Genomic DNA, 24,306 nt, shown 5'->3' with positions numbered 1-24,306 from the left:
GCAGGGCCATTATCTTGACCGCGTCGATGCAAACATCAAACACGTCGTATGACGACTTACAACATTCGCCCGCCGCGAACCGGCGATATTGGAGTCCTGCGACCGCGGATCACGGCAGCCGCAGGCAATCAACTTCCCGACAATTGCTTATTTGATTGCCGGACTTGCTGCTCCAAAGTGCTGCAGCGGCGTCCGATCCCTGTCTCTCGCCAGCACGCACACCACAACAGCCGCAATGAGGTCGAACACGGCCAGAACGACAAACAGCGGGCTGTAGCCAACCTGCGTGACCAGCACACCGAACAATGCAGTGAATGCCGCCGCACCCAGGTAGCCCGCCATACCGCCCATCCCTGTGGCTGTGGCAACTTCGTTCTTGCCGAAGATGTCGGAAGTGATCGCGTACAGCGCCCCCGACAAGGTCTGGTGCGCAAAGCCGCCGATGCACAGCAGCGCAATGGCCACGTAAGGGCCGGCCACCAGCCCAACGGATGCCGGCGCGATCATGCAGAGGGCACCAAAGACGAAAACCATCTTGCGCGACGTGAACAACGAAACCTTCGCGTATTTGTGGAAAAACGGGCTGAGGTAGCCCCCGAGCACGCAGCCGATGTCCGCAGCCAGAAACGGCATCCAGGCGAACAGCGCGACATCCTTAAGATTCATGTGCCGCTCGGTCATCATGTAGAGCGGAATCCAGGCATTAAAGGTCTGCCAGGCCGGCTCGGAAAGAATCCGGGGGACGCCGATCGCCCAGAAATCGCGACTGCCGAGCATCTCAGTCCACTTACGTTTGGCGACGCTACTATCGGTGAACTGCGCCTCCTGGCCGCTAAGGATGTAGTCCCGTTCGACGTCGGAGAGCAGCTTCTGGTGACGGGGGTGCTTGTACAACAGCATCCACACGGCGCTCCACGCGAGCCCCAGCCCGCCCACGATCAGGAAGGCCCATTGCCATTGCCCATGCAGCAAGGCCCAGACAACCAGTGGCGGCGCGAGCAATGCTCCGACGGAAGAGCCGATATTGAACCAGCCAATCGCCACCGAACGCTCTTTGGCCGGAAACCACTCGGTCGTCGCCTTGACGCCGGCGGGTATGCCGGCCGCTTCTGCGATACCGAGAAGCCCGCGGAAGAACGCAAGGCTTCGCCAGCCCGTGGCCCATGCTGCCGCCGCGCAGGCCAACGACCACGCCACGGCGAAGGCCGCAAAACCGATCTTGGTACCGATAGCGTCGAGCAGGTAGCCGGCGACCGGTTGCATGAACGCGTAACTCAACTGCCAAGCGACAACGATATGCGAGTACTGCAATGTGCTGATGTCAAGGTCTTTCATCAGCGTGGGCGCGGCCACGGACAGCGTGTTCCGTGCGAGGTAATTGATGATCAGCCCGGCCGCGACGAGGCTCACCATCCACCAGCGTATGCCTTTAACTTTCACTGCTATGTCTCCTCAAAATCTGTACTGAATCAAACCGGCTTGCTGGATCGAGCGGTTGAAGCGTTGGCGTCGGTGTCCGCACGCGAGTAATCGATGCCGACGAAGCTGCCGCCTTGATAGCGTTGACCCAAAGCGTCGAGCGGGTTAGGCCGCGCGAGCACCTCCGCGGCATATTCCTCGGCGTCCTGAGTCGGCTGGTAACCGAGACGCTCGGCGCCGCGGTTATCCCACCAGCTGCGCTTGTTGGCAGAGACACCCCAGACGACCATGAAGCCGACGTCGGTGGCCTCGATACAGCGGTCGATGAAATGCAGCAGATCGCGGTGTCCGAACCAGGTGCTCAGGTGCCTCGGCTCGGTCGGACGCTCAATGCAACTGCCGATGCGCACGCAAATAGTCTCGATGCCGTGCTTGTCCCAATACATGCGCGCCAATGATTCGCCCCAGACTTTGCTCAAGCCGTAAAAACCGTCGGGACGCAACTCGCAGTCGAGACTGAGGTGCTCGGTGACCGGGTACATGCCGATTGCGTGATTCGAACTGGCGAACACCACACGCCGTACGCCGTGCCGCCGCGCACCTTCGTAAACCTCGACCAGAGCACGCAGGTTGTTGTCGATGATCTCGGGGAGCGGACGCTCCACGCTTGTGCCCGCAAAGTGGATCAGCACATCCACCCCCTCCAGCAGGCGATCGACGACGCCACGTTCGCGCAGATCGCCGTGCATCAGATCCTCTCCCTCCACCAGGGGAGCCAGAGGGCGGGAGCCCCCGGCCGAGCGCAACGGCACGCTACGTGCGAGCAATGCGGTACGCACTACCGAGCCGAGCTGGCCGCCGGCTCCACTAAGCGCAATCTTCATTACCAGGGTTCCTTTACAACAGTGCGGGCGATTTAGCCGTCGTCCGGCCCGGCCCGAGGCCGCTGACATCGGCCCGCAGACAAACCTGATACCTGCCGGCTAAAAGCGGCGCGTCAACGCTCGTTTAGCCCCTACGCGGGGCATTGAGGTTCGGGCTGACTGGAAGTGCCTGGCGGGGGCGATCTCCGTCGCCCTCTTCGTGACCCGCAAGTAACTCATACGATGACGTACTATCATCGATGCACCGATGAATTACAATTTGGCGTTTACCCTGAGCAATTTGAACCCATTGCAGCTAAGATTTGGCGAAATTCCGTAAGAAACAACGTTTTAACAGATACGATGTCCTACTACAAAGCGTGATCATCCTGAGCCAAGGAGCATTGAAGTCTGGAAAGGTTGAGACAACTCCTCTAAGCTGAGGTTGCTTCCCAAAAACCTAATCTTTTGACTGAAAAGCCCGGCCTGTGGCGGCGCCGGGTTTTTTAGGATGCAAAAAATGTAGGCATGTAATTACTAATTTTACTCCTTGAATTTTTGGATGGTTAATCTATAAAGTGGGCATGCACATTCACGTCATCCCCAACCGCGACTCGCCACCGACCGTGCTGCTGCGCGAGTCCTACCGCGATGGCAAGACCGTCAAAAAGCGCACCCTCGCCAATCTCTCCGCGCTGCCCGCCGACCAGATCGAGCTGATCCGCCAGGTGCTGCGCGGCGAGAAGCTGGTCGCGCCGGCGTCCCTCTTCGAGATCGATGGCTCACGACATCACGGTCATGTGCAGGCGGTCTGGCTGGCCATGCAGCGCCTGGGGCTGCCGCAGCTGCTGTCGACACGCCCATGTGCAGAACGCCAGCGCGTGCTGGCCATGATCGCTGCGCGGATACTGAGCCCCCACAGCAAGCTGGCCACCACGCGCTGGTGGGACACCACCACCTTGCCGGAACTGTTTGAGCTCGACGTCTGCGACGAGCAGGCGCTGTACGCCGCAATGGACTGGCTGCTCGAGCGTCAGGATGCGATCCAGGGCAAGCTCGCGCAGCGTTATCTGCAGCCCGGTGGCATCGTGCTGTATGACCTGAGTTCGAGCTACTTCGAGGGCAGCACCTGTGAGCTGGCCGCCCTCGGGTACAACCGTGACGGCAAGCGCGGCAAGCTGCAGGTCAACTATGGACTGCTTACCGATGCGCGCGGCGTGCCGGTTGCCATCTCGGTGTTTGAGGGCAACACGGCCGATGCGCACACGTTCATGCCACAGGTCAGGCAACTGCGTGAGCGCTTTGGCATCGACGAGATGGTGCTGGTGGGCGACCGCGGCATGATCGCCCAGACCCATATCGATGCGCTCAGGGCCGACGCCGGATTACAGTGGATCACCGCACTGAAGACCGGCAGCCTGCGTGTGCTGGCCAGCGAGGGGGCATTGCAGCTCGGGCTCTTTGATGAGCGCAACCTGTTCGAATTTACCCACGCCGACTATCCGGGCGAGCGCCTGGTGGCCTGCCGCAACCCCGAACTGGCGAAGAGGCGGGCCCACAAGCGCCAGGCGCTGCTGGAGGCCACTGTTGCACTGCTCGAACCGATCCGCCTGCGGGTGGCCGCCGGGCGCCTGAAAGGCCAGGACCGCATCGGCCTGTGCGTGGGCAAGGTGCTCAACCGCCACAAGGTCGGCAAGCACCTTGATCTGGAAATGGGTGACGCCTCGTTTGGGTACACGATCAACGACGCACGGGTGGCGCAGGAAGCCAGCCTCGACGGCATCTACGTGATCCGCACCGCGGTAGCGCAAGAGCGCATGGGCAGCGATGACGTCGTGCGCAATTACAAGAGCCTCAGTCAGGTCGAGCAGGCCTTCCGTTCCATGAAGAGCGTGGACCTCGAGGTGCGGCCGATCTATCACCGCCTGGCCGACCGGGTGCGTGCCCACCTGCTGCTGTGCATGCTCGCCTACTACGTCAAATGGCACATGATGCAGGCCTGGCGCCCACTGCTGTTCGCGGACGAAGACCAGGCGGCCAAGGCGCAACGCGATCCGGTCGCTCCGGCCAGGCGCTCGGCCAACGCATTGCGCAAAGTCTCGAACAGGACGCTGGACGACGGCACCTGCGTGCACAGCTTCGATTCGCTGCTACACCACCTCAGCACCATCGTGCGCAATGCCTGCCATCACCCAGGCGCGGCTGCACACGAAGCCACCTTCACCCTCGATACGGCACCCGACGCCAAACAGCGGCAAGCCCTTGAGCTGCTGAAGTCCATCGCCTTGTAGGCAGCAGCCCAACACTGAATCAACCGCAACCGGTTGATTCAAAAGAAAACTTTGCGTCGCGGGTGCAGCAACTTCAGTCTAAGGAGACAGAACGCGAGGCGTGCGCCTCAAGGCTGAACTTCATAAGGCGGAAATGCGGACAGCCGCGGATCGGCCACCGCCCCGCCAATCGTGAAGTGATACAGGCTTTGCCAGTTGTGATTCTGTACCCCAAGCAGCCCGTGCATTTCGTCGTCGAAAAAGCAGCCAATACCCGTAGCACTCAGGCCGGCAGCTTCGGCTTCGAGATAGAGGGCCTGCCCGAGAATGCCGCATTCCCAGAACAGATGGCGATAGCGCCATGGTTGCTTCAAGGCGATCTCGAATCTCGCGAGCATCCCGAGCGCAAAGCAGGAGTCGGCGGCGATATCCTGGTGGCAGCAGATCAATTTTGCCGCGCCGCGCAGATCGTAAGGCAGCAGCAGATACAGCGGCAGATAGTCTGGTCCGGTTTTCCGCCACAGCCATTCTGGACGCATTGACTGCCTGAGAGGCGGCAGCGCGCCAGGATCTCTCACAAGCACATACAGGCCTGGCTCCAGCCCGTCCACGCGGTGCACCAGTAACACCGGATGGACCTCGGCAAGCGACGTCAGCGCATTCCACGGCGGCGTGTCGCTGCGAGCCAGCAGACACGCCAGCATGCTGAAAAAGGCCGCGTCGGTGATGCGCGCCTTAGCGTCGAAATTCACAGCGCTGCGACGCTGCCTCGCGATCCTCGCAAAGCTGAGGTCGAGGGCAGGCAACCCAGGCAATGGACGCGGCTCCAGATGCCGCGGGGTCGGCTCGCGAGTACAGGACTTATACGTGGCGCGCTGGATCGAATCGATATCCGGCCACGTTACATGTCCGGGGCTTAGCGGGTTCGCGGATCCATGCCACGTCGCCTGATTCAAAGCGGTCCGCATACGCTCAAGATCAGGCAGTCGTTCAGGATCGCCTATCCACAACAGGGCATCCGCTACTTCTGCTTCGTCAACGCAGAAATCCTCGTCGCGGTTCAATCCGAGGAGGTTGGTCACGACATCGTCCCCAGCGGCCTCCATCAGTCGCGTCTGCCAGCCGAGCGCGGCCGCGGCGTAACTCAGCGCGGCGATGACGTGCCCGCAATCATGCTGGCAGTAGCGCCAGGCGCGCATGCCGTATTTCCACGCCTCGCGCCAGTGAATCGAGGTTATGCCGACCAGAACACCACTGCCTCGGAACGCCTCATCCCACTGCGGGTCATCGATCGCCGCGCGATGTTCGAGCACATGATCCCGGCTCAGGTAGTGGTGGACCCCGCCTGACACGCCGGAAAGCGCAGGACATAGAAGATAGCCCTCGGTGGGATGGAGATTTCCGCTCGAAGGGTTGCAGCGCAACGCCCATCGCTGGGCGCCATAAGATTTCCACGCCGACAGACCGAGCGAGAGCTCGAAAAGGATTGCCAGAGTGGAAATATCGAATTTCTGCGCGGGCGGTAGAACACCGCGGCGCAGCTCGTTGTAGCGTGTGGCCAGAGTGTCCGCGGCTAACGGCAGACCCATGCGCGGAGCGCTGTGAAAGACGCGGAACGGGTCCGGCTGGGTTGCCCAGTCGAGGCCCATAGGGCCTGGCGCATAGCAGTTGACGCGGTGCTTGCTGCGTTCGTGATATTCAAGCAGATGTGCGTCGGCCAACAGGTTCAACGGGTACCACACACCCTTGTTCGAAACATCGAACGCATCCATGAGCGCTGCCTCAATGTCGAATTCGCCAGGATTGCTGGTCCGGATTTGTCACACCTCAGTGTAGTCCTGCAACTCGTCGAGCGCTCGCACAAGGCTCGCCAGCAATTGCACGACCTGCGCACCGAGTTTGCCGGGGCGACGGGTTAGCTCGACGTGCGCCAACTACCTCGGGGGTAGTGGGTCACTTGCCCCGACGGAATTCTGACGCCTCGCCGGATCGTGATACGCTCGACGCGTAAGCCGTAAGGGGGAGCGCAACATGGCAGCCTGCGAATTGTGTACGGACCTTCATGGCCGCCCTTCGACAACAGACCGGCGCCAGGGGTTCGCCCTGCTAGGCGTCGGTGAGCTCTGCGGAGTACCAGCGGTTGAGCACTACCGGTGTGTCGCCTGTGGGGCTTCGTTTTCGCGCATTCTCATTGGGGATCCGAATGATCGCATCTGGCGATCACTCGATTGTCATAGCACCGAAAACGCCTGACTGGGAACGCTCCCAGCCCTATCGATGCGCGTCGGCCACGCTTTGCTCCAGTCTGCGCTTCACCTTCGCCACATCGATCCCGCCGGAGCCCGGCGTGTCGGCAAGCGGCATATACGGTGCGGGAGTATGCAGCAGATAGGCTTGCGTTTCGTCGATCACGATCCGGTCGCTTGGGTCGTACCCCATGCCCTCCAGTTGGCGCGTCAACTCCGCACGCTCCGCATAACCTAGCTTTTGCCACCAGAACGAACGACAGGCGTGCGCGTAAGCCGCATCGGAAAAATATTGCCAGTGTCCCAGTTCGTGACTGAGTATCGCCGCCCTGACCGGCCTGTCGATCACCTCCCCGCCGGGCGCCGTTCCAAGCCCCGGAATCGTGATCAGAAAGTCTCGCGCGCTGACGGCTTGCCGGCTTCCTGTTTCCTCGCGTATCAGCCTCCAGCGAACAAGGATCGAGCGCAGCGTGTTCTCGCCGTTCGTCAGCACCACGTGCTGCTGGCGGGCCACCTCGAAGAAGTGGGCAAGCTCTGGCGCGCTGAAGTTATTGCCCGCCGTCAGGCCTGCCGGATCGGTGCCAAAGCGTCGCGCATGTGCCGCAATCGCCGCCATCGTCACGAAGCGGTCGCGCGGCATGTCCCTGCGCTCGAGCAGCGCAACGACGCGCGAAAACATCGCTCCCTATACCGCGAGACTCGGCGCATGCATCACGTAAAGACCAGGCCGATCCGTGATCGTGAAGAGCCGCAAGGTAGGGCCATCGGGCAGCGACGCGTCGAGCTCGGCCAGCGGTATGCGCACCCCGTCGACACGCTGTGCCCATTGTTCCTCACGCGTCCCGGATGCGGGCGATGCGTACGGCGTAGCGCTGCTGGCGAGCGCCGCCTCGATGCAAAGCGCTAGCGCAATCGCCCCGCTTGCCAGGCGAGCGCGTCGTGCGCCTGACGGTTTCATCGGCCGCCGCCCGCCACGCGGCCGTCAGTCCACCACGGTCACGATGGTCACGCGGCGATTCTCTGGCGCTGTCGGATTGCGCGGGTTCAGCGGCTCGGTCGAACCCTTGCCTACCGAACTCAGGCGCTCGGACGCAATACCGTCCTTCTGCGTGAGGTATTCGACAACGGCGGCGGCACGATCTTCCGAAAGCTTCATTTTGGCGTCGGCGGAACCGCGCGGGTCCGCGTGTCCTTCAACGCGAAACTTGTACGACGACAGCTTCTCCGACTGCAATGCAACCGCGACCTTGTTGAGCATTCCCGATTCGCCGAACGGACCAGTGGGCGCGTTAGGTGTGCCGCTATCAGCGGGCCGGTCGGTAGCGGTCGACCCGCGCACGACGCCGCTTGGCGCGCCCGTCTTTGTTGCAACGCGTGACGACTCGCAATCGCCCGGCGCCATCGACCGGCTGATGGTGGCTCAGGATTCAGGCGGCGCAATCACGGGCGTGGTTCGGGCCGATTACTTTTTCGGCTTCGGCCGGAGCGCGCAGACGCAGGCAAGCCACACAAAAGAGCGGATCCGGATGTGGGTACTGTTGCCGAAGGGATTGCGCATCGCCGCGCAGGATGCGGCGATCAGGACGAGAGGCATCACGCCGGCGGCGTCGAATGCGGACTGCCTTGTCAGCGATCCGGATCTGTGCGTGGACGACTCGCCGTAAGTGCCTGCGTCGAGCTGATTCGGGATGGTTTGTGGGCAAACAACGCAAGGCGCGCGTTCACGGACTCCCATGATGGCCTGTTGACCATGCGTGTCCCCAACGAAAGGAATCCTGATGATCCAGAAACGGCGGTAACGGTTCCACAAAGCAGCCGAACTATGCGTGATGAATTGCAGGCTCGACTTCGCGGCAAAGCCGGTCACGCATCTGCTCACGCTGTCGTTCAATTCAGACTAGACTGAATCGGTCGCCCCTAACAACGTGAACCCATCCTGTCATCGGGAAAAACGCTTTTTCGTGCTCCACGAACCGAAGTCTGCGTTTCGATTCGTTTCCAACAACACCTGTTCGAGATGACTCATCATGGCTGATACCAGTTACATGGCGCGAAAGTCCATCGCCGACATCGTTGACAGTGCGGATGTCGAAGGCGGCCACCTGTTGTCCAAGACGCTGGGTGCGACAAGCATCACAGCGATGGGAATCGGCGCCATCATCGGTGCTGGCATCTTTGTCCTGACCGGAACGGCCGCGGCGCAGTTCGCCGGGCCAGGCATCGTTCTGTCGTTCATCCTCGGCGGTATCGCGTGCGGGTTCGTCGGGCTGTGCTACGCAGAACTGGCCGCCATGCTCCCCGTATGCGGCAGCAGTTACACCTACACCTATGCGACGCTCGGCGAGGTGTTCGCCTGGATCATCGGCTGGGACCTGATCCTCGAATACGCAATGGGTGCGGCTACGGTTGCAGTCGGCTGGTCGGGTTACATCGTCAGCCTGCTTCACAATGTGGGCATCAATATCCCGCCCGCCCTCGCGGCGGCGTCCGGCGTCCTGGTTAAACTCCCCGATGGCACGTCGGTGACCGGAGTCGTCAACCTGCCCGCCGTCGTGATCATCGCGATTCTCACGACCATGCTCGTACTCGGCACGAAGGAGTCGGCACGGCTCAATAACGTCATGGTCGCGATCAAACTGTCCGTCGTGGTGGCGTTCATTGCCATCGGCGCATTTTTCATGCACCCGGCGAACTGGCATCCGTTCATCCCGGCCAACACCGGGGAATTTGGCAGCTTCGGCATGAGCGGAATCCTTCGCGGCTCCGCTGTCGTCTTTTTTGCCTTCATCGGTTTTGATGCGGTATCCACCGCCGCGCAGGAAGCAAGAAAGCCGCAACGCGATATGCCCATCGGCATCCTCGGGTCGCTGGTCATATGCACGACCCTTTATATTCTCGTGGCTGGCGTGTTGACCGGGCTCGTCCCCTACGCCCAACTCAACGTGCCCGACCCGATCGCAAAGGGCGTCGATGCGATCGGCGTGACCTGGTTCTCCATTCTCATCAAGATCGGCGCACTGACCGGGCTCACGACAGTCATCCTCGTGTTGCTCTACGGCCAGAGCCGCATCTTTTTCACGATGTCGCAGGATGGCCTGCTGCCGCACCTTTTTGCCCGTGTCCATCCGCGCCTGCTGACGCCTCACCGCAGTCAGATGATGATCGGCACGATTGTCGCGATCGTGGCGGCGTTCACGCCAATCAACGTGCTGGGCGAGATGGTCAGCATCGGCACCTTGTTCGCATTCGTCCTCGTGTGCGGCGCCGTGATCTATCTGCGGCGCAGCGATTCCGACGCCTCCCGGCCATTCCGCGCTCCGGGCGTGCCGATCGTGCCGATCCTGGGCATTCTGTTCTGCCTTCTGCTGATGGTCGGGCTGCCGCTCATTACATGGATCCGCCTGGTCGTGTGGCTGGTGATCGGCATGATCATCTACATGTCGTACGGCCGGACTCATTCGAAACTGCGCTTCCCGGAGCGCCACTGAAGCCCCGTAGTCGAGCCGGTAGTGGGACGGTACCCGGTCGCGAAATCGCTGATCGCGTCGTCGAAGTCCGATTTTGATCATCACCTGGCCGGACCGCATCCACTCGGGTGGAAAGGCTGGTGCGGAGTCAACAGGCACGCACCGACCTGGCACAGGAGGCCGGCTGCGGCTACAGGATTGCCGTGGGCTATCGCGAGCCTGGCATCGTTACCGCCTGTTGTCCGCGCGCATGAAACGCAGCGCGAAACGCACGAGCTTCGGCATCGTCTCGGGGCGAAGCAGGCGTTGGTCGTAACCGGAGAAGCGCCGGTTATTCTCTTCCAGGCACAGCGTCATCAGTTCGTGCACGCTGGTTTCGGCTGCGGACACTGCCTGTGCGCCGTTCACCGTGAAGTTGTTGTCGTGCCTGTGCTCGTTGCCGTCGGCGTCGAGCGTGCGCGCAAGGCTGACCCGCTCCCAGCCGAGGAATGCCCACACGGCAGCCACTTTCAGCTCGAAGCGGATGCGCTGCCACCAGGACAGCCGCACGCGGTGCCATGCTACCCAGTTTGCGAACAGCAGGATATGGCGGCACTCTTCCTGCATCACCGGCTCGAAGGTGTCGATCAGCTCGGGCGGGAACAGGCCCGAGCGGCGCGCGACCTCGAACAGGCCGAACGCGAAGAAGCTGTCGATGCACTCGCTGTAACCGGTCACAAGATAGGCCCATTCGACGTCCTTCGGGTAGACGTCGGGAGGCTCGCTCGCGAGGGCTATCTGGTATGCGCTCACCATCCGCGAGAGCACTTCCTTGTGGCGGCTCTCTTCCCAGGCGTTCAGCGCGAGCGCGTGGCGCATGTCCGGTTCGTCGATGGTGGCCGCATACGCTGCCATGCGCAGCCGCGCCCTGCCTTCCGTCTGCACTGCGATGTCCCAGATCGGCAGCGAGACGATCCGCTGAAGCGCGTCGGGCTCGAGCGTCGGCCAGTCGAGTACCGACGGGCGGTACGGGTTGAAGGTCTCGCGAAACATCCGGCACATCTCGCGGCGATGCACGTCGGAGCCCGGCTTCAGCGGGCCGGCGACGTTGCTCGTCCACTGCCGGGTGCCGTGCTCTGCAGCGGTGATGGTTGCGCGGTCGGCTCTGGATGGCGGCAACGCTGGCGCAATGAAGCCTGGGATCAGCCGTTCGAGATCGAATGTGTCATTCATGCTGAAGGCTCTCCCGGATAAATCGGGCGCGGTCCATGCTTGCACGAATCAATTGCGAAGGACCGTGCGTGGCCGAGCCGGGTGCGAACAGCAACTTACTGCTCAAAAACCTTGATGGACCGCCTCAGGGCATGAAGCTGCCCGTCGACGCATTATGCAGGCAACGTCCGGTTTCGCAAGCAATACGGATGTTCAACATGACTGACTCCGCAGGCCACCGCCACCCTTCTATAAGTTCACCGGGCTGGAGGCGCCTGACGGCATGTCCGGCGCTAGCGATTCTCCCGTGCTCTCGAAGATGTGAGCTTCACCGGACGGGATGGGATCCGTTACCCCTGTCGCTTTGTTGCTGTTGTCCCGGGTCGCGCGCGCGAGCGGAAAAGCGGATCACTCACGACGTTTGCTGCTGGCCGCGACCTTACGGATGGTGAACAGGCACGATGATCCGCGCCGGTCCGTGCTGGCTATGTCACCGCGCAGTCACAGTTATATGGTTCCATATTTTACGAATTATTTCCGGCCATTACATCCGATCAGCCTCGGACCAACCCGCACCCCGTTCCGCGCCCCCGCTTTCCCCGCCACGCATACACGTCTCAGGAGCCGAGCATGCCAAGCATTCGACCTGTTTCCGCAGCAAGCCGCATTTTCAGTCGCACCACACTAGCGTTCGCCGCGTTCTGTTTCGCGTCTGGCGGCGCCGGCGCGCAAACGCCGCCTAAGCCGGTGCCCACGCCGGGCTTCAGCATAAGCGTTTTCGCGGCGCCTCCCGCCGGGTCCAGCGCGCCGGACTCACTGGCCGTGCTTGATGATCACATCTGGGTCGCCTATGGAAACGGCGGCCCACCGGATGGTTCGGGTAACGCGCAGAGCCAGATCGTTGAATACTCGCAAGACGGCAATGCCCTGCGGACCTTTACCGTGACGGGACACAACGATGGTTTGAAGGTCAACCCCTACACCCGGGAAATCTGGGCAGTGCAGAATGAGGATGCGAATGCAAACCTCGTCACGATAGACGCGGCGACCGGTCGGACCACACGCTATGTTTTCGGCAAGCCGCCGCACGGCGGCGGTTACGACGACATCGTGTTCATGGACGGTCAGGCCTTTTTCAGCGCGTCCAACCCCACCACTGACGCCAATGGCCAAAGTACGGGTCCCGCGATTGTTCGCGGACTCCTCCGCTCAAACGGCACGATCGACGTCTCTCGTGTGTTGTCCGGGACGCCTGACGCCAGCAACATTCCGTTTGGCACAGTGGCGCGGCTCAACCTGACCGATCCGGATTCGATGACGCTGACGCCGTCGGGTGACCTTCTGCTCGATGACCAGGGAGATAGTCAGCTCGTTCTGTTACGCGGGCCGGGCAAGGATCCGCGCGTGGAATATCTGCCGCTTCTCGGCCACGTGCAGATTGACGACACGGTATTCGCCACTGCGCATCGGGGCTTCCTGCTCGTGGCCGATACGAAGGCGAACAAGGTGTACAAGATCAGTGCCGATGCCTGGCAGCGCGGCGCGGCGTTCTCCGCATCAACGGGGGTACCCGCTGCGAACGGTGCACCAGCGGTGCCGGCTTATGTCGGCCAGCTCGATCTGGGCAGCGGTGCACTCCTTCCATTGGTGAGCAATCTGGTCAGCCCGCACGGCATGGCCTTCGTACCGACAGGCGACCAGTAACGCGCCGTTGGCTTGCCGAGCGACACGGTCGCCGTGAGCTCGGCAACCCCAGAACCGTATTGAGTGCGGGGGCGAAATTCTGGGCGTCGACCCTGAACGGCCCTTCAGCTTTCGCTGAAGCGGCCGTTTGGAACAGGATTGCATCGGGCAGTCCGCCAGCGGTTTCGCCGATCGCAGCGTCGCGATGCCGGTTAATCGCCAGTCAGTTCATCCCCGCGCGGCGTTTGTAGCATGGCAGGGGCCGCCGAATATCCGATCAGTTTGGGACAAAAATGTTAAACGGCTTTCCCGGCGCGGTCACCCACGTTGCGATGGTCTTCGCACCTGCCGGGCCGGCTTTGGTCACGTGAACATCATTCGGTGAGAGCTGGTAACTTCCGCCCGCATGAATGACTTTCGAAGGCCGGCCATCCACCCGCAATGTAATCTCACCCTTCGTCACGTAGACGACCTCAGGTCCAATCGCCTTGTGGCGTGGTTTTTCGGCGTTGGGGGGGAAACTCGGCAATGCCCATGCCCATCTCGCGATCGGTTTCCTGCACGTGGATTCTTTGCAAGACCTGTGTCTCCTTTGCTGCAGGGGCGGCGGCAGCCATGACAGAATTCACAAACATGACGGCGCCCGGAAGGACTGGAATCGAGAGACAGGTTTTCACGATTGTTCTTTTGGAATCAGCCCAAAGCGTTCACGACAATTCGAGCCGCCACTGCAATAACGTCATCGCGCGACTTCGCGTCTGCTGCCAGTTGCGTGTGATAGATCGCGAGGACGACAGGCTCACGTGCCGGAGGCCAGAGCACTGCAATATCGTTCGCGGTTCCGTAGTCGCCAGTTCCCGTCTTGTCGCCGATTTGCCAATCGGCTGGAACGGCGGCCCCGATGCGCTTTGCACCCATCTTGTTACCACGCAGCCAGTCCAGCAATTGCGCGCGTTGAGGGGGCGGCAAAGTGTCGCCGAGCGCCAGCGTTTGCAGGCTGCGAGCCATTGCCGCCGGTGTGGAGGTATCGCGTTGATCGCCGGGCACGACCGAGTTCAATTCGGTCTCCCAACGGTCCAGACGGAATTCGCTGTTGCCAATTGAGCGCGCAAACGAGGTAACGGCGGCCGGCCCGCCGAGCATCTTCATCAGCAGATTGGCAGAGGTGTTGTCGCTGTACTGAATGGCCGCGCGGCACAATTCGGCAACGGTCATGCCGTCGCCGACGTGTTCCGCGGTAACAGGCGAGTAGTGAACGAGTTCGCTCTGCGCATAGTTGACACACTGCTGCATGAACCCGGGAACCCGTGTGCTCCGGGTCAAAATCGCACCGGCCAGGATCACCTTGAACGTACTGCAGAAGGGGAAGCGCTCGTCCGCGCGGTAGCGGGTCTGCTCGCCGGTGGCCGTGTTGAGCGCAAACAGACCCAGGCGTCCGCCGGAACTCTTTTCCAGCGTGGCTAGCTGGGCTTCGGTCGAGGTCGGCTGTGGCCCTTCGGCTGCCCGGGCAGTGACCGCCCGCGCCACGGGAAGCATCGCGGCGGCAAGCAACAAGGAACGGCGGTTTTGAGAATACGTCATGGCTGTCAACTCGTTTTTATGAATCGATGAACGCGAGCGCCCGGCAGAGGCGCGAATATCGTCCCTTTGCGAGCCGTTGGCAAACGAGGATAATTTGGACTTGAGTAAAGAAAATCGGGTCTTCGCGGAAAAGTGTGATGGTTTTTCATGATGAAAATGTCGGAGAGCCAATCTGGGCAAGGGTTTGCGCGTCTTGATGGCCTCTCGAAATCGGGCATGATTTCGCGATGGCTACTTCACGCAAACTCAAGCGTCTTTCCGACGCATACCGGTTCGACGGGTTCCGTCCTTGCGAAGCGCTGCGCGGTGTCTTCGGTGATCGCATGGCACGCGTCGTCACGCTGTTTCGGCGCTCAAAAAAACGGCCTGCAAGGGATGTGGTCGGCGGTGCTCGATCCACGATCGCAGGGTGCGTCGCGTTCGAGATCTGCCGAACGGCGATGTACGGATTTACCTGGAACTCGAAGCTCGTCGGGTCCGCTGTCGATGCGATGGCAGCGTGAAAGGCGAACGACTGAGCTTTCTGGCGGACATCCCTCACTACACGAAGCGCTTCGCGTGGTACGTCGGTCGCCGCTGTCGCGACAGCACGATCAAGGACGTGGCTGACGAACTGCAATTGCACTGGCACACGGTCAAGGACCTCGAGATGCAGTACATGCGGGCGCAACTGGAGCGGTTCGGCACGCCCGGGCCGAAGGTCATCGGCATCGACGAGATTTCGATTGGCAAGGGACAGACGTACCGCATTGTTGTGAGCGACCTGATACGGGGCCGTGCAATCTGGTTTGGTGGCGAAGATCGAAAGGAGGCCAGCATGCATCAGTTCTATGACTGGCTGGGCGAGAAAAAAGCCCGCGGCATCCGGCTTGTCGTGATGGACATGTGGCGACCGTTTTACAACGTCGCGCAGGAACGCGTGCCGCATGCGGCCATCCTGTACGACAAATTCCACGTCATAAAGCAGCTCAACGAAGCCCTGGATGAAGTGCGCAAGAGCGAATACGCTCGCCTGCAAGGCGAGCAGCGGCGCTACATCAAAGGCCAGAAGTACGTTCTGCTCAGTCATCGCGAGAACCTGTCGATGGAAGGCAGGAACTCGTTGAAGACGCTGCTCGCAGCGAACCGACGTCTGAATACCGCGTACCTGCTCAAGGAGTCGTTCGGGCAGTTGTGGGACTACGAGCGCGAAGGCTGGGCACGTCGCTTCTTCGAGAACTGGAAATCCAGCTTGAAGTGGCAGCGTTTGAAGCCCTACGAGAAGTTTGCCGCGATGGTCGAGCGTCATTGGGACGGGATTGCTTCCTATTGCAAGCCAGAAAACAAGGTGCCGCTCGGATTCGTTGAGGGACTCAACAACAAGGTTCGGGTTATCCAGCGACGCGCGTACGGATTGCGAGATGAGGAATATCTGCGCCTGAAGATCCTCACTTGCATGCTGCCTCGAATCTGAAAAATGGCGATTTTTCATCACACCTTTCCGCGAAGATCCAGAAAATCTTATGTCTGGACTCCCATGCGTCCACATCTACCGCTTAACGCGCTGCGAGCGTTCGAGTCGTCGGCACGACACCTGAGTTTCACACGCGCGGCGCAGGAGCTCAACGTGACACAGGCGGCCGTCAGCCAGCAGGTTCGAACGCTTGAAGAGAGGCTAGGAACCGCTTTGTTCAGGCGCTTACCGCGTGGACTGGACATGACCGACGAAGGCCGCGCGCTGCTTCCCGTCCTGACCGATGCGTTTGGACGCATCGAGGGCGTACTCAAGCAATTCGAGGGCGGCCATTTTCACGAGGTGCTTACGGTTGGCGTGGTTGGAACGTTCGCCGTCGGCTGGCTCATGCCGCGGCTCAAATCATTTCGCGAGACACATCCCTTCGTGGAGTTGCGGCTGCTAACCCATAACAACCTTGTAGATCTCGCAAGGGAGGGGCTGGACTTTGCGATCCGCTTCGGCGAAGGCGTCTGGCCTGCGACCCACAGTGTGGTGTTGCTCGACGCACCGCTTACGGTGCTATGCGCACCCAACATTGCGAAACGGCTTGCCGCACCGAGTGATCTGGCGAAGGAGACACTACTGCGGTCATATCGTGCCGACGAATGGGTTAGCTGGTTCCAGGCCGCCCAACTCGAGCCGTGGACGGTGAACGGTCCGGTTTTTGATTCGTCCCGATTGATGGTGGAAGCTGCCGTCCAGGGCGCAGGGGTGGCTTTGGCTCCGCCGCTCATGTTCGCGCGCGAACTGCAAGCGGAACTGCTCGTTCGCCCCTTCAGCGAGGAGGTCAAAACGGGGAGCTACTCGCTGACGTGGTTGAAATCGAGACGCATGGCGCCCGCCATGCAGTTGTTCCGTGACTGGATTCTTGCGGAGGCGGCCGGACAGCCGAGCGTCCCCTGGGAGTGATGCGCAATCCATCGGGACGCAACATTCCCACCGACGTGTTCTTCGAATGACAGGCGGGTGCCGGCTCAAACCAACGCGGTACCGCGATGAACTCAATCGCTATCGCGAATGAACTTTACCTCAGGGATCATGGCCGCCTGACCTCGGTAGTTTCCCGCCGAATCCGTGAGTTGCCATACAGTAGCCCGTTCGATCCAGAAGCGCACGCCTGATTTGGCGACGCGCACGCCCCGGTATCCGGTGACAAAGCCATCGCGCGTGACCTGATCGAGGAATGCCTGACGGTCGCTACGTTCGGGCGTTTCCGCGGAGAGACGCGAGGGCACCGCGGTGAGCTCATTCCAGTCGTATCCGAACATTGCCTGTGCGCGCTTGTTGCCATAAACGAAGACGGGATCCTCCGCGGTATTGTGCGCAAGAATGCCGAACGGCGCCGCCTCGTAAAGCCACGCAGCGCGCTCGGATACGCTCATGCCCTCGGGAACGAGGGCCTTCCCAAGGAGTCGGCGGTAGCTGTCGGAAAGGAGGAAGAAGAAGCTGGGATCAGTGCTCGGGAACATCAGACGGGGCGCTCGCAATTGCGTATGCGGATGGGTGGCGGGCTTCGAGAAATATTCTATCAAATGCGTCATTTGACTCCGCGTTGCGCACAGATGCGCCCGCCTCGGCAGTCAAGCCGTCGTGACGTCGGTGAGTATGCGCGATGTACGAGCGCGTAGGCGTGGCGTCACGAAGTCGAGGAAAGCACGCAACTTCAACGGCAGGGGCGCTTGTCCCTTATGCACGAGATTGACGGGCAATGGCGCAGACTCGAAATTGTCGAGCACGACGCAAAGTGCGTTGTCATGTATAGCGTCTGCAACCTGGTAGGACAGCACACTTACCAGTCCAACTCCGAGAATCGCGGCTGCGATCGCTGCCTCGGCCGTATTGACTGCAAGCCGTGAATGAACGGGCACGGACAGCTCTGACTTGCCGGACTCGAAAACCCAGGCGCGCCTCGTCGCGAGGACCTCGAAGGTAATGCACTCATGCCTGGCAAGATCGCGTGGTTTGGCCGGCACGCCATGCGTTGCCAGATAGGCGGGACTCGCACATATCACCCGGCGGACCGTTCCGACTCTCGTTGCCATCAGCGTGCTATCGGGCAATTCGCCAATCCGGATTGCGACGTCGGCGTGCTCGTCCATCAGATGCACGACGCGATCCGTGAACACGAGGTCAATGTCGATCTCCGGATAGTGCGCGAGAAACTCTGCAACCACCGGCACGACGTGCAAGCGCCCGAAAACGACCGGCGCGGTGACCACGAGCTCGCCTTTAGGCGAGGCGTATTCACCCGTTGCAGCGCGCTCGGCTTCGCCAATTTCTTCGAGAATGCGTCGGCAGGCGGCCACGTATGAACTCCCGGCGTCCGTCAACGAAAGTTGTCGCGTCGTGCGGTGAAGCAGACGCGTCTTCAGATGCGATTCCAGTTCCCCAACCTTACGGCTGACCGTTGCCAGCGGCATGCCGAGGCGCCGCGCGGCAGCCGACAGACTGCCCGAATCAACGACAGCGACGAGGATAGACATGGATTCAAGACGATTCATGGAGCCTACCAAATGGTGGAAGGATGATTCCCAATCGTGATGGATTCTCTTTATGAATGCAAGTGTGTAACGTTCGACACCGAGTTCTGGACCGCAGCATGTAACTGCCAATGCCGGAAAGATTGAAATATCAAGGAGAATCCCGTGAGCGGCCTGCCCACCCCACCCGCAAGTCCCCCTACGCCCGCGGTAGCGTCGCGCGGCAAGATCGTCATGATGGCGCTCATCGCCGGTGCGGTGATCACCAACATCTATTGCACCCAGCCGATCCTGCCGTTGATCGCAGCGGGCCTGCGGGTCGACCTGACGAAGGTCGATCTCGTCGCCGGCGCGGCGCTGCTCGGCTTCTCGACCGGGCTTGCATTGCTGTTGCCGCTTGGCGACCGCTTCGACCGGCGCAAGCTCGTGCTCGGTCAGATCGCGCTCGCCTTCGCTTTCGCCGTGGCGGCAGCGATCGCGCCCGGCATCTGGGCGCTGATCGCGGCTTCCTTTGGTCTTGGCATCGTCAGTTGCGTGCCACAGCAACTCGTGCCCTTCGCGGCCGTCATGTCGCTGCCGAGCGAGCGCGGGCGTTCCGTCGGGACAGTCGTCAGCGGCATCATGGTCGGCATCCTGCTCGGCCGCACGATCGCCGGCGTGGTCGGCGCGGCTTATGGCTGGCGCGCGGTCTACGCCCTCGAAGCTCTGTTCATGGTGCCGGTCTGGGTCGCCGCCGCTTTGCTCCTGCCGCGGGGCGTGCCCTCGACGAGCCTTTCCTACGGACGCCTGCTCGCTTCGCTGTGGCCACTGGCGCGGGACAATCGTCCGATTCGTGAATCGATGATTGTCCAGGCATTGTTGTGGGCCTGTTTCAACGCGTTTTGGGTCAATCTGGCGGCGCTCCTGGCCAGCGGACCATGGCATCTTGGCAGTGCGTGGGCGGGCGGCTTCGGTATCGTCGGCGCAGCCGGCGCGTTTGCCGCTTCACTCGGCGGCCGTGCTTCCGACCGGCTCGGGACCCGCAGTGTCGTTGGGGCCAGTATCAGCATCGTTACGCTTGCCTACCTGCTTCTCTCCGGCGCGAACGCCTCGCTTACCTTTCTGGTGATCGGCGTCATTGTGCTCGATATCGGCGTGCAGGCCGGGTTGGTATCCAACCAGACCCGCGCGTTTGCAGTCGATCCGAAAGCACAGGGCCGCATCAACAGCCTCTATATGACCGCCACGTTCTTCGGCGGGGCCGTCGGGACGATGGTCAGCGGCTGGCTAATGACCCGCTTCGGCTGGGTCGGCATCGTCGCCTTTGGTATTGCGCTCGGGCTCGTCGCTGCTGCAGTTCACTGGATCGGCGGGCCTCGCCGGTCAAGCCAAGATGCCGGCTCGCCGGTCAAGGCGGGTCGCCTCTCATCGAACCCGGATTGAGGTAAGCCATAGCGAATCTGATAGCCGGCGGGCGCCGCGGGCTCGTGTTCCAAGTCGAAAAGAGTTTCTGCGCAATGTCTATTGACGTACGCTCGATCTGAGGTCCGGCTCGTGAGGATCGAGGAGCGGGCGAGTCAACTCCCATTAACCGCTTCGACGTGACTCCGCCCGCCATCTTCGTTTTGACTGATCTGCACAATATATTCACGCGACCTGATCCGGCATTGTGTTCACGATCATTGAATACAGATGGTCGAGATCAGTCTCGAGTTCGCGGCTGTCAAAGGGGTCGCGATTCGCGCCAAACGCTTCATCCAGTTCTATCCAGCCTGCAGTGGTAAGGCATCGTAACGCAGCGGGCAAAACCACTTCCTCCTCCAGCCGCCGATGGTTACCGTAAAACGCCGCGTATTCCTCTACCATCTTCCGCAGCTCAGGAATCGCTGAGTCACCGTCCACCTCATATTGCATCAAGCCACGTTCAAGACTTTGCACACGCGCTTCGCCCTGTACGTGCTGCGACTCCAGTTCGTCGATGACGTCGTCCAGTTCATTCGTGCGCAATCGCAAGCGCATGAACAAATACTTGTCCTCCTTAGGGTGATGCACCTTTTCCGGATATTCCCGAATGTAGTAAAGCATGGCCCGCATCACCATAGGTCCGGGCGCATGCGCACTCGTGTCCAATGAGTCGACAAACCGCATCATGCCGTTGATCACCGCCGAAAGCTGCTGATGCTCGCGGATGATCGTCTGTATCGCCCGGCGCGCTACTGGCTGTTGCATTTCATCCTCCGCCTGCAGGCCTCAGCAAATGCGTACCATTTGCTGCGTACATTTCCACTAACCCGCGCATGAACTAGCGCATCCGTCCGACTGATCTGAGTATCGAGTGGCCTTGCGGAGTCAAACGCACATGCGCGTATCCTGAAGCCAGTTTTTCTAGCGAAACAAGCTGACGCTCGCACAGGGCGTCCAGGTCATCAAGATCCAGATTGTTCGAATTCTGGTTGGTCTCGAGCAGCATGAGCGCTGCAATCTCATGTGGGCTGAACATTGTCGTCTCCGTTTATTTGAGCCCCTGCACTTTGGAGCATGTTTCAAGAGTAGATGCTCACCAAAGATTGTCGACGCGCATTTTGTCGCATGCTGCTGGACTTCAAATCGAACGCGCAATAGATAGCGCTCGGGGCGACAACTGACGGAAGCGATCTCCCTGCATTCTTCGTTACGGCGACACCTGCAGCGCGAAGCCGCAAGCAGGCAGCAGCATGAAACACCGCAGATGAATTCATCATCCGCCCTCCAACCAGGTTCGAGTTGACCTGTATCAACTTATGGATCAGAAAACCACTGTATCTACAAAAATGGCTGTCTGGCGGTGCCGTCCGTTGTTGGTGTCGCCAGGAATCGCCCCCTGGCCCTGGGAAAACCCGAGCGAGGCGTCCCCGAGGTGTCCGCCCGCCAGGACCGGATATTGCATCGGGGAGGCATTAAGCGATCGCTCCACGCTACGGGAGTGATGCCAATTGCATGGGTCCATTGATCGGGATCAAGTCTGACTGGCCAATTCAGGTGTCAACTTTACTTATTCGCGTTCGCATCCTTTAATGCTTGGGAACGCTCACTGACCGACACAGGATCTCTATATCGTCAGTTACGCAACCACGTTGTGGCAGTTTCTGTTGATCGGGCTTTTTCTCGGCTGCGTCGGCGCATCCTTCGCCGTTGGGACGCCGTATGTCGCGCGCTTCTTCCCGCCGGCGCGACGCGGCTTCGCAATGGGATTCTTCGGCGCGGGCACGGCCGGCGCAGCCGTGAATCTGTTCATCACGCCGTCCCTGCAGGCCGCTTATGGCTGGCGCTTCGTGCCGCGCGCGTATGCGGTCGCGCTGCTGGTTACCGCTGTGATCTTCTGGTTCGCGTCGGCGCGCGACCCGGGTGCCGGGCGAACCCAAGGCTCGTGGCTCGACTCGTTCAAGGTGCTGCGCAATCGTCATATATGGCGCTTGTGCCAGTACTATTCGTTTACCTTCGGCGGCTTCACTGCCCTGTCGCTCTGGATACCGCAGTATCTGAAGGCCGAATATGGCATGTCGCTCGTGATGGCGTCCGCATTCGCCGCCGGGTTTTCGCTGCCTGGGTCGATCCTGCGCGCGGTGGGCGGCGGACTTGCCGACCGCTTCGGCGCGCACAACGTCACGTGGTGGGGGCTTTGGGTTGCGTGGATATGCCTGTTTCTGCTGTCGTATCCGCTTACCGATTTCGTCATTCACACGATAGACGGCACGGTGAGCCTGCATCTCGAGGTCACGCTGATCGTATTTGTCCTGCTGACGTTTGCACTTGGCGCCGTGCTTGCGTTCGGGATGGCGTCGACGTTCAAATATGTTGCTGACGGCTTCCCCGATAACATGGGTGTGGTGACGGGTATTGTCGGTCTCGCAGGCGGACTTGGCGGCTTCCTGCTGCCGATTCTGTTTGGCTTGCTGCTCGACTTCTTCAGGATCCGCTCGACTTGCTTCATGTTTCTATACGGCATCGTCTGGGTCTCGTTGATCCTGATTTATCTGTCGGAAGTCAGGCGAACGCCCGTCGCCGGACGGGTAGCCGGTTAGCTCTCGTCCGTCTCCGGACCCATCTGAGCAGGTGAGTCGGACCGGCCTGGCTTACGAATAGAGAATCAGCAAATGCGGGTGCGCACAACCGATGGGGCGCTCCAGACTCATTGACGAATGACCTGGATACGTCCCGCCTTGACTGCCGTTTTCAAAACCGTCCAGTCTGCCTCATTCTGTTCCGCATAAGCGAGCGCGAATCGCTCGATGGCTTCGTCGAACGCACCCGACTTTCCAAGGTATCCGCTAAGCAGCGCGGGATCGCCCGCTTTCGCCATCGAATGGGCCAGCGCATGGGCGCAGGAAACCGCATATTCGCCTAGATCTTCAACGTCGAACGTGGTGAAGTCGAATGCGCCCTTCATGTCGCGCAACTGTCGAACATAGAAATCATTGCCTGTATGGCGCATCTTGGACCAACCCAGAAAGATGTCGCTGGCCGATTGCAGCAGATGCTGCCCGTTCACCACGCGCTGGCCATGATTGGGAAAACGGCTGGGCGGCAGATAACCCTCCAGCACGGAAGCCCGAGCCTCCTTGAGTTGCAGGAACAGTGGACACTGTCCGTCGGCCATGAACAGGGCCTCGTAGCAGCGTGTCCCCACCGACCCGATGCCCACGACGCGAATCGCAACATCCACCAGCTCATAGCGATCGAACAGCGCGCGCCTGTCATCGGGAAGCGTCAACCGGTAGTCGGCGAAGAAGCGCCGGACCAGCGCGTCGTACTGTTTGCGATCGTGGGGGCTCTCCAATGGGACGTGATAAACGAGCGGCGGCACGTCCTTGATGCGCAGCTTGCCGTTGACCAGTTCGGTTTGGTGAGTCATCAGGGAACGCGACGACTGCTGTCTCGCCTTTTCGATCACGGCCAGTTCTTTCCTTCTTTCCTCCGTCGAATCGGCAATGGCCAGCATGCCCGCCGCCTTGAACTGGTAGTACCAGACGTCGAGCGTGTCCATCCGGCTGAAGTCAGCGACCCGTTGGCGGAACGTCTCGCACAGCCGGCGCACCACACTGCGCTGGTCACGCGTCGCAAATCCACGTTCGCGCGCGGCAATCACGAACGATGCAGCCAGCCTGCGCACATCCCAGTCAAAGGGGCCGGGCAGCGTTTCGTCGAAGTCGTTCGGTCCGAAAAGAACACGCCGCTCCGGGCTCGCGAACAGTCCGAAATTTGCCAGATGCGCATCGCCGCCCAGTTGCACGATCACATCCGAATGCGGCAGTTTCGACAGGTCGTATGCCATCAGCGGTGCGGCACCGCGATAGAACGCGAACGGACTCGCGACCATGCGCCCGTAGCGAATGGGTATCAGCTCCGTCACCCGGCCCGCGTTGGACGCGTCGAGCAGCGCGATGGGATCCCGCCCCTCGATCTTGCAGTCCGCCAGCCTGGCGCGCGGCACCTTTGCGCGCGCCGCCTTGCCCTGCTCGAGACGCGCAGCCGACGAGCCACGCCCCGCAAACAGCGCGGAAGGGTCTTCTTGCGCCACCAGTGTCTTCGGATCTGAGCATTGCGCAGCGGGTTCATTGCGCTTTTCGGCAGCGGATTCAGCCACGTGTCACTC

General features: G+C 60.9%; 22 protein-coding genes and 2 pseudogenes. 9 read left to right on the top strand and 15 right to left on the bottom strand.

Annotated features, from left to right (window positions below; genetic code table 11):
- Positions 1–147: 147 nt before the first annotated feature.
- Together B0G77_RS15525 and B0G77_RS15520 are read right to left on the bottom strand one after the other, a co-directional pair.
- On the bottom strand, positions 148–1,440 hold the full coding sequence (locus tag B0G77_RS15525; RefSeq protein WP_133662912.1) for an MFS transporter: 1,293 nt from the start codon (positions 1,438–1,440) through the stop codon (positions 148–150).
- Positions 1,441–1,469: 29 nt separating this feature from the next.
- A complete protein-coding gene (locus tag B0G77_RS15520) occupies positions 1,470–2,303 on the bottom strand; it encodes an NAD(P)-dependent oxidoreductase (RefSeq protein ID WP_133662911.1) in 834 nt (277 codons plus the stop codon).
- A gap of 563 nt (positions 2,304–2,866) precedes the next feature.
- Here B0G77_RS15520 and B0G77_RS15515 point away from each other — a divergent pair.
- Positions 2,867–4,573, top strand: a complete 1,707-nt coding sequence (locus B0G77_RS15515; RefSeq protein WP_133662910.1) for an IS1634 family transposase — start codon at positions 2,867–2,869, stop codon at positions 4,571–4,573.
- A gap of 107 nt (positions 4,574–4,680) precedes the next feature.
- Here the strand turns inward: B0G77_RS15515 and B0G77_RS15510 are convergent, their stop codons facing one another.
- The 4 genes from B0G77_RS15510 to B0G77_RS15500 all read right to left on the bottom strand — a co-directional run bounded on the left by B0G77_RS15510 (position 4,681) and on the right by B0G77_RS15500 (position 8,056).
- On the bottom strand, positions 4,681–6,324 hold the full coding sequence (locus B0G77_RS15510; protein ID WP_133662909.1) for a SagB/ThcOx family dehydrogenase: 1,644 nt from the start codon (positions 6,322–6,324) through the stop codon (positions 4,681–4,683).
- Between the two features lie 499 nt (positions 6,325–6,823).
- On the bottom strand, positions 6,824–7,477 hold the full coding sequence (locus B0G77_RS15505; RefSeq protein WP_243751012.1) for a hypothetical protein: 654 nt from the start codon (positions 7,475–7,477) through the stop codon (positions 6,824–6,826).
- 6 nt (positions 7,478–7,483) lie between these two features.
- Entirely contained in the window at positions 7,484–7,756 is a 273-nt protein-coding gene (locus B0G77_RS44245; RefSeq protein WP_243751011.1) for a hypothetical protein, read from the bottom strand.
- Between the two features lie 24 nt (positions 7,757–7,780).
- The gene (locus B0G77_RS15500) at positions 7,781–8,056 is read right to left on the bottom strand and encodes an OmpA family protein (protein WP_243751010.1); all 276 of its coding nucleotides are present in this window, start codon (positions 8,054–8,056) and stop codon (positions 7,781–7,783) included.
- Between the two features lie 7 nt (positions 8,057–8,063).
- On the opposite strand from B0G77_RS15500, the pseudogene B0G77_RS15495 reads away from it, so the two are divergent.
- A pseudogene (locus B0G77_RS15495) lies at positions 8,064–8,462 on the top strand (3D domain-containing protein); the annotation flags it as partial.
- 363 nt (positions 8,463–8,825) lie between these two features.
- Entirely contained in the window at positions 8,826–10,286 is a 1,461-nt protein-coding gene (locus tag B0G77_RS15490; RefSeq protein ID WP_133662908.1) for an amino acid permease, read from the top strand.
- A 207-nt stretch (positions 10,287–10,493) separates the two neighbouring features.
- Here the strand turns inward: B0G77_RS15490 and B0G77_RS15485 are convergent, their stop codons facing one another.
- A complete protein-coding gene (locus B0G77_RS15485; protein WP_133662907.1) occupies positions 10,494–11,477 on the bottom strand; it encodes a ferritin-like domain-containing protein in 984 nt (327 codons plus the stop codon).
- 609 nt (positions 11,478–12,086) lie between these two features.
- On the opposite strand from B0G77_RS15485, the gene B0G77_RS15480 reads away from it, so the two are divergent.
- A complete protein-coding gene (locus tag B0G77_RS15480) occupies positions 12,087–13,160 on the top strand; it encodes a hypothetical protein (protein ID WP_133662906.1) in 1,074 nt (357 codons plus the stop codon).
- Positions 13,161–13,416: 256 nt separating this feature from the next.
- On the opposite strand, the gene B0G77_RS44240 is transcribed toward B0G77_RS15480, so the two are convergent.
- Genes B0G77_RS44240 through bla form a run of 3 tightly spaced genes read right to left on the bottom strand, consistent with a single transcriptional unit; the run spans position 13,417 to position 14,720 of the window.
- Positions 13,417–13,602, bottom strand: a complete 186-nt coding sequence (locus B0G77_RS44240; protein ID WP_243751009.1) for a hypothetical protein — start codon at positions 13,600–13,602, stop codon at positions 13,417–13,419.
- A gap of 10 nt (positions 13,603–13,612) precedes the next feature.
- Positions 13,613–13,816, bottom strand: coding sequence for a hypothetical protein (locus B0G77_RS44235; protein ID WP_243751008.1), 204 nt, complete (start codon positions 13,814–13,816; stop codon positions 13,613–13,615).
- Between the two features lie 16 nt (positions 13,817–13,832).
- Positions 13,833–14,720 (bottom strand): class A beta-lactamase, encoded by an 888-nt coding sequence (bla, locus tag B0G77_RS15470; protein WP_133664161.1) that lies wholly within the window; start codon positions 14,718–14,720, stop codon positions 13,833–13,835.
- Positions 14,721–14,947: 227 nt separating this feature from the next.
- Between bla and B0G77_RS15465 the strand changes: the two genes are divergently transcribed.
- From B0G77_RS15465 to B0G77_RS15455, 3 genes are all read left to right on the top strand, one after another.
- Positions 14,948–15,223 carry a hypothetical protein gene (locus B0G77_RS15465; RefSeq protein WP_133662905.1) on the top strand — a complete coding sequence of 92 codons (276 nt, stop codon included), beginning with the start codon at positions 14,948–14,950 and terminating at the stop codon, positions 15,221–15,223.
- Positions 15,130–16,173 carry an ISL3 family transposase gene (locus B0G77_RS15460; protein ID WP_243751007.1) on the top strand — a complete coding sequence of 348 codons (1,044 nt, stop codon included), beginning with the start codon at positions 15,130–15,132 and terminating at the stop codon, positions 16,171–16,173. Before B0G77_RS15465 ends, B0G77_RS15460 begins: the two co-directional genes overlap by 94 nt.
- A gap of 63 nt (positions 16,174–16,236) precedes the next feature.
- The gene (locus B0G77_RS15455) at positions 16,237–17,124 is read left to right on the top strand and encodes a LysR family transcriptional regulator (protein ID WP_133662903.1); all 888 of its coding nucleotides are present in this window, start codon (positions 16,237–16,239) and stop codon (positions 17,122–17,124) included.
- Between the two features lie 92 nt (positions 17,125–17,216).
- On the opposite strand, the gene B0G77_RS15450 is transcribed toward B0G77_RS15455, so the two are convergent.
- Both B0G77_RS15450 and B0G77_RS15445 read right to left on the bottom strand, forming a co-directional pair.
- Positions 17,217–17,684: an MEKHLA domain-containing protein gene (locus B0G77_RS15450; RefSeq protein WP_133664160.1), complete on the bottom strand. Its 468-nt coding sequence runs from the start codon at positions 17,682–17,684 to the stop codon at positions 17,217–17,219.
- A 111-nt stretch (positions 17,685–17,795) separates the two neighbouring features.
- Positions 17,796–18,716, bottom strand: a complete 921-nt coding sequence (locus B0G77_RS15445) for a LysR family transcriptional regulator (RefSeq protein ID WP_133662902.1) — start codon at positions 18,714–18,716, stop codon at positions 17,796–17,798.
- Positions 18,717–18,860: 144 nt separating this feature from the next.
- Here B0G77_RS15445 and B0G77_RS15440 point away from each other — a divergent pair, with 144 nt between their 5' ends.
- Entirely contained in the window at positions 18,861–20,117 is a 1,257-nt protein-coding gene (locus B0G77_RS15440; protein WP_133662901.1) for an MFS transporter, read from the top strand.
- 204 nt (positions 20,118–20,321) lie between these two features.
- Here the strand turns inward: B0G77_RS15440 and B0G77_RS15435 are convergent, their stop codons facing one another.
- Positions 20,322–20,903 (bottom strand): hemerythrin domain-containing protein, encoded by a 582-nt coding sequence (locus B0G77_RS15435; RefSeq protein ID WP_133662900.1) that lies wholly within the window; start codon positions 20,901–20,903, stop codon positions 20,322–20,324.
- Positions 20,904–20,976: 73 nt separating this feature from the next.
- On the bottom strand, positions 20,977–21,174 hold the full coding sequence (locus tag B0G77_RS15430; RefSeq protein ID WP_133662899.1) for a hypothetical protein: 198 nt from the start codon (positions 21,172–21,174) through the stop codon (positions 20,977–20,979).
- Between the two features lie 586 nt (positions 21,175–21,760).
- Between B0G77_RS15430 and B0G77_RS15425 the strand changes: the two are divergent.
- Positions 21,761–22,735: pseudogene (locus B0G77_RS15425) on the top strand (MFS transporter); the annotation flags it as partial.
- Between the two features lie 107 nt (positions 22,736–22,842).
- Here B0G77_RS15425 and B0G77_RS15420 read toward each other — a convergent pair.
- Positions 22,843–24,297: a DUF2252 domain-containing protein gene (locus B0G77_RS15420; protein WP_133662898.1), complete on the bottom strand. Its 1,455-nt coding sequence runs from the start codon at positions 24,295–24,297 to the stop codon at positions 22,843–22,845.
- Between the last annotated feature and the right edge of the window lie 9 nt (positions 24,298–24,306).

Origin of the sequence: Paraburkholderia sp. BL10I2N1, assembly GCF_004361815.1 — a bacterium.
Classification (GTDB): domain Bacteria; phylum Pseudomonadota; class Gammaproteobacteria; order Burkholderiales; family Burkholderiaceae; genus Paraburkholderia.
The sequence above is the reverse complement of the archived record's forward strand: the minus strand, read 5'-3'. Positions and strand labels throughout refer to the sequence as shown.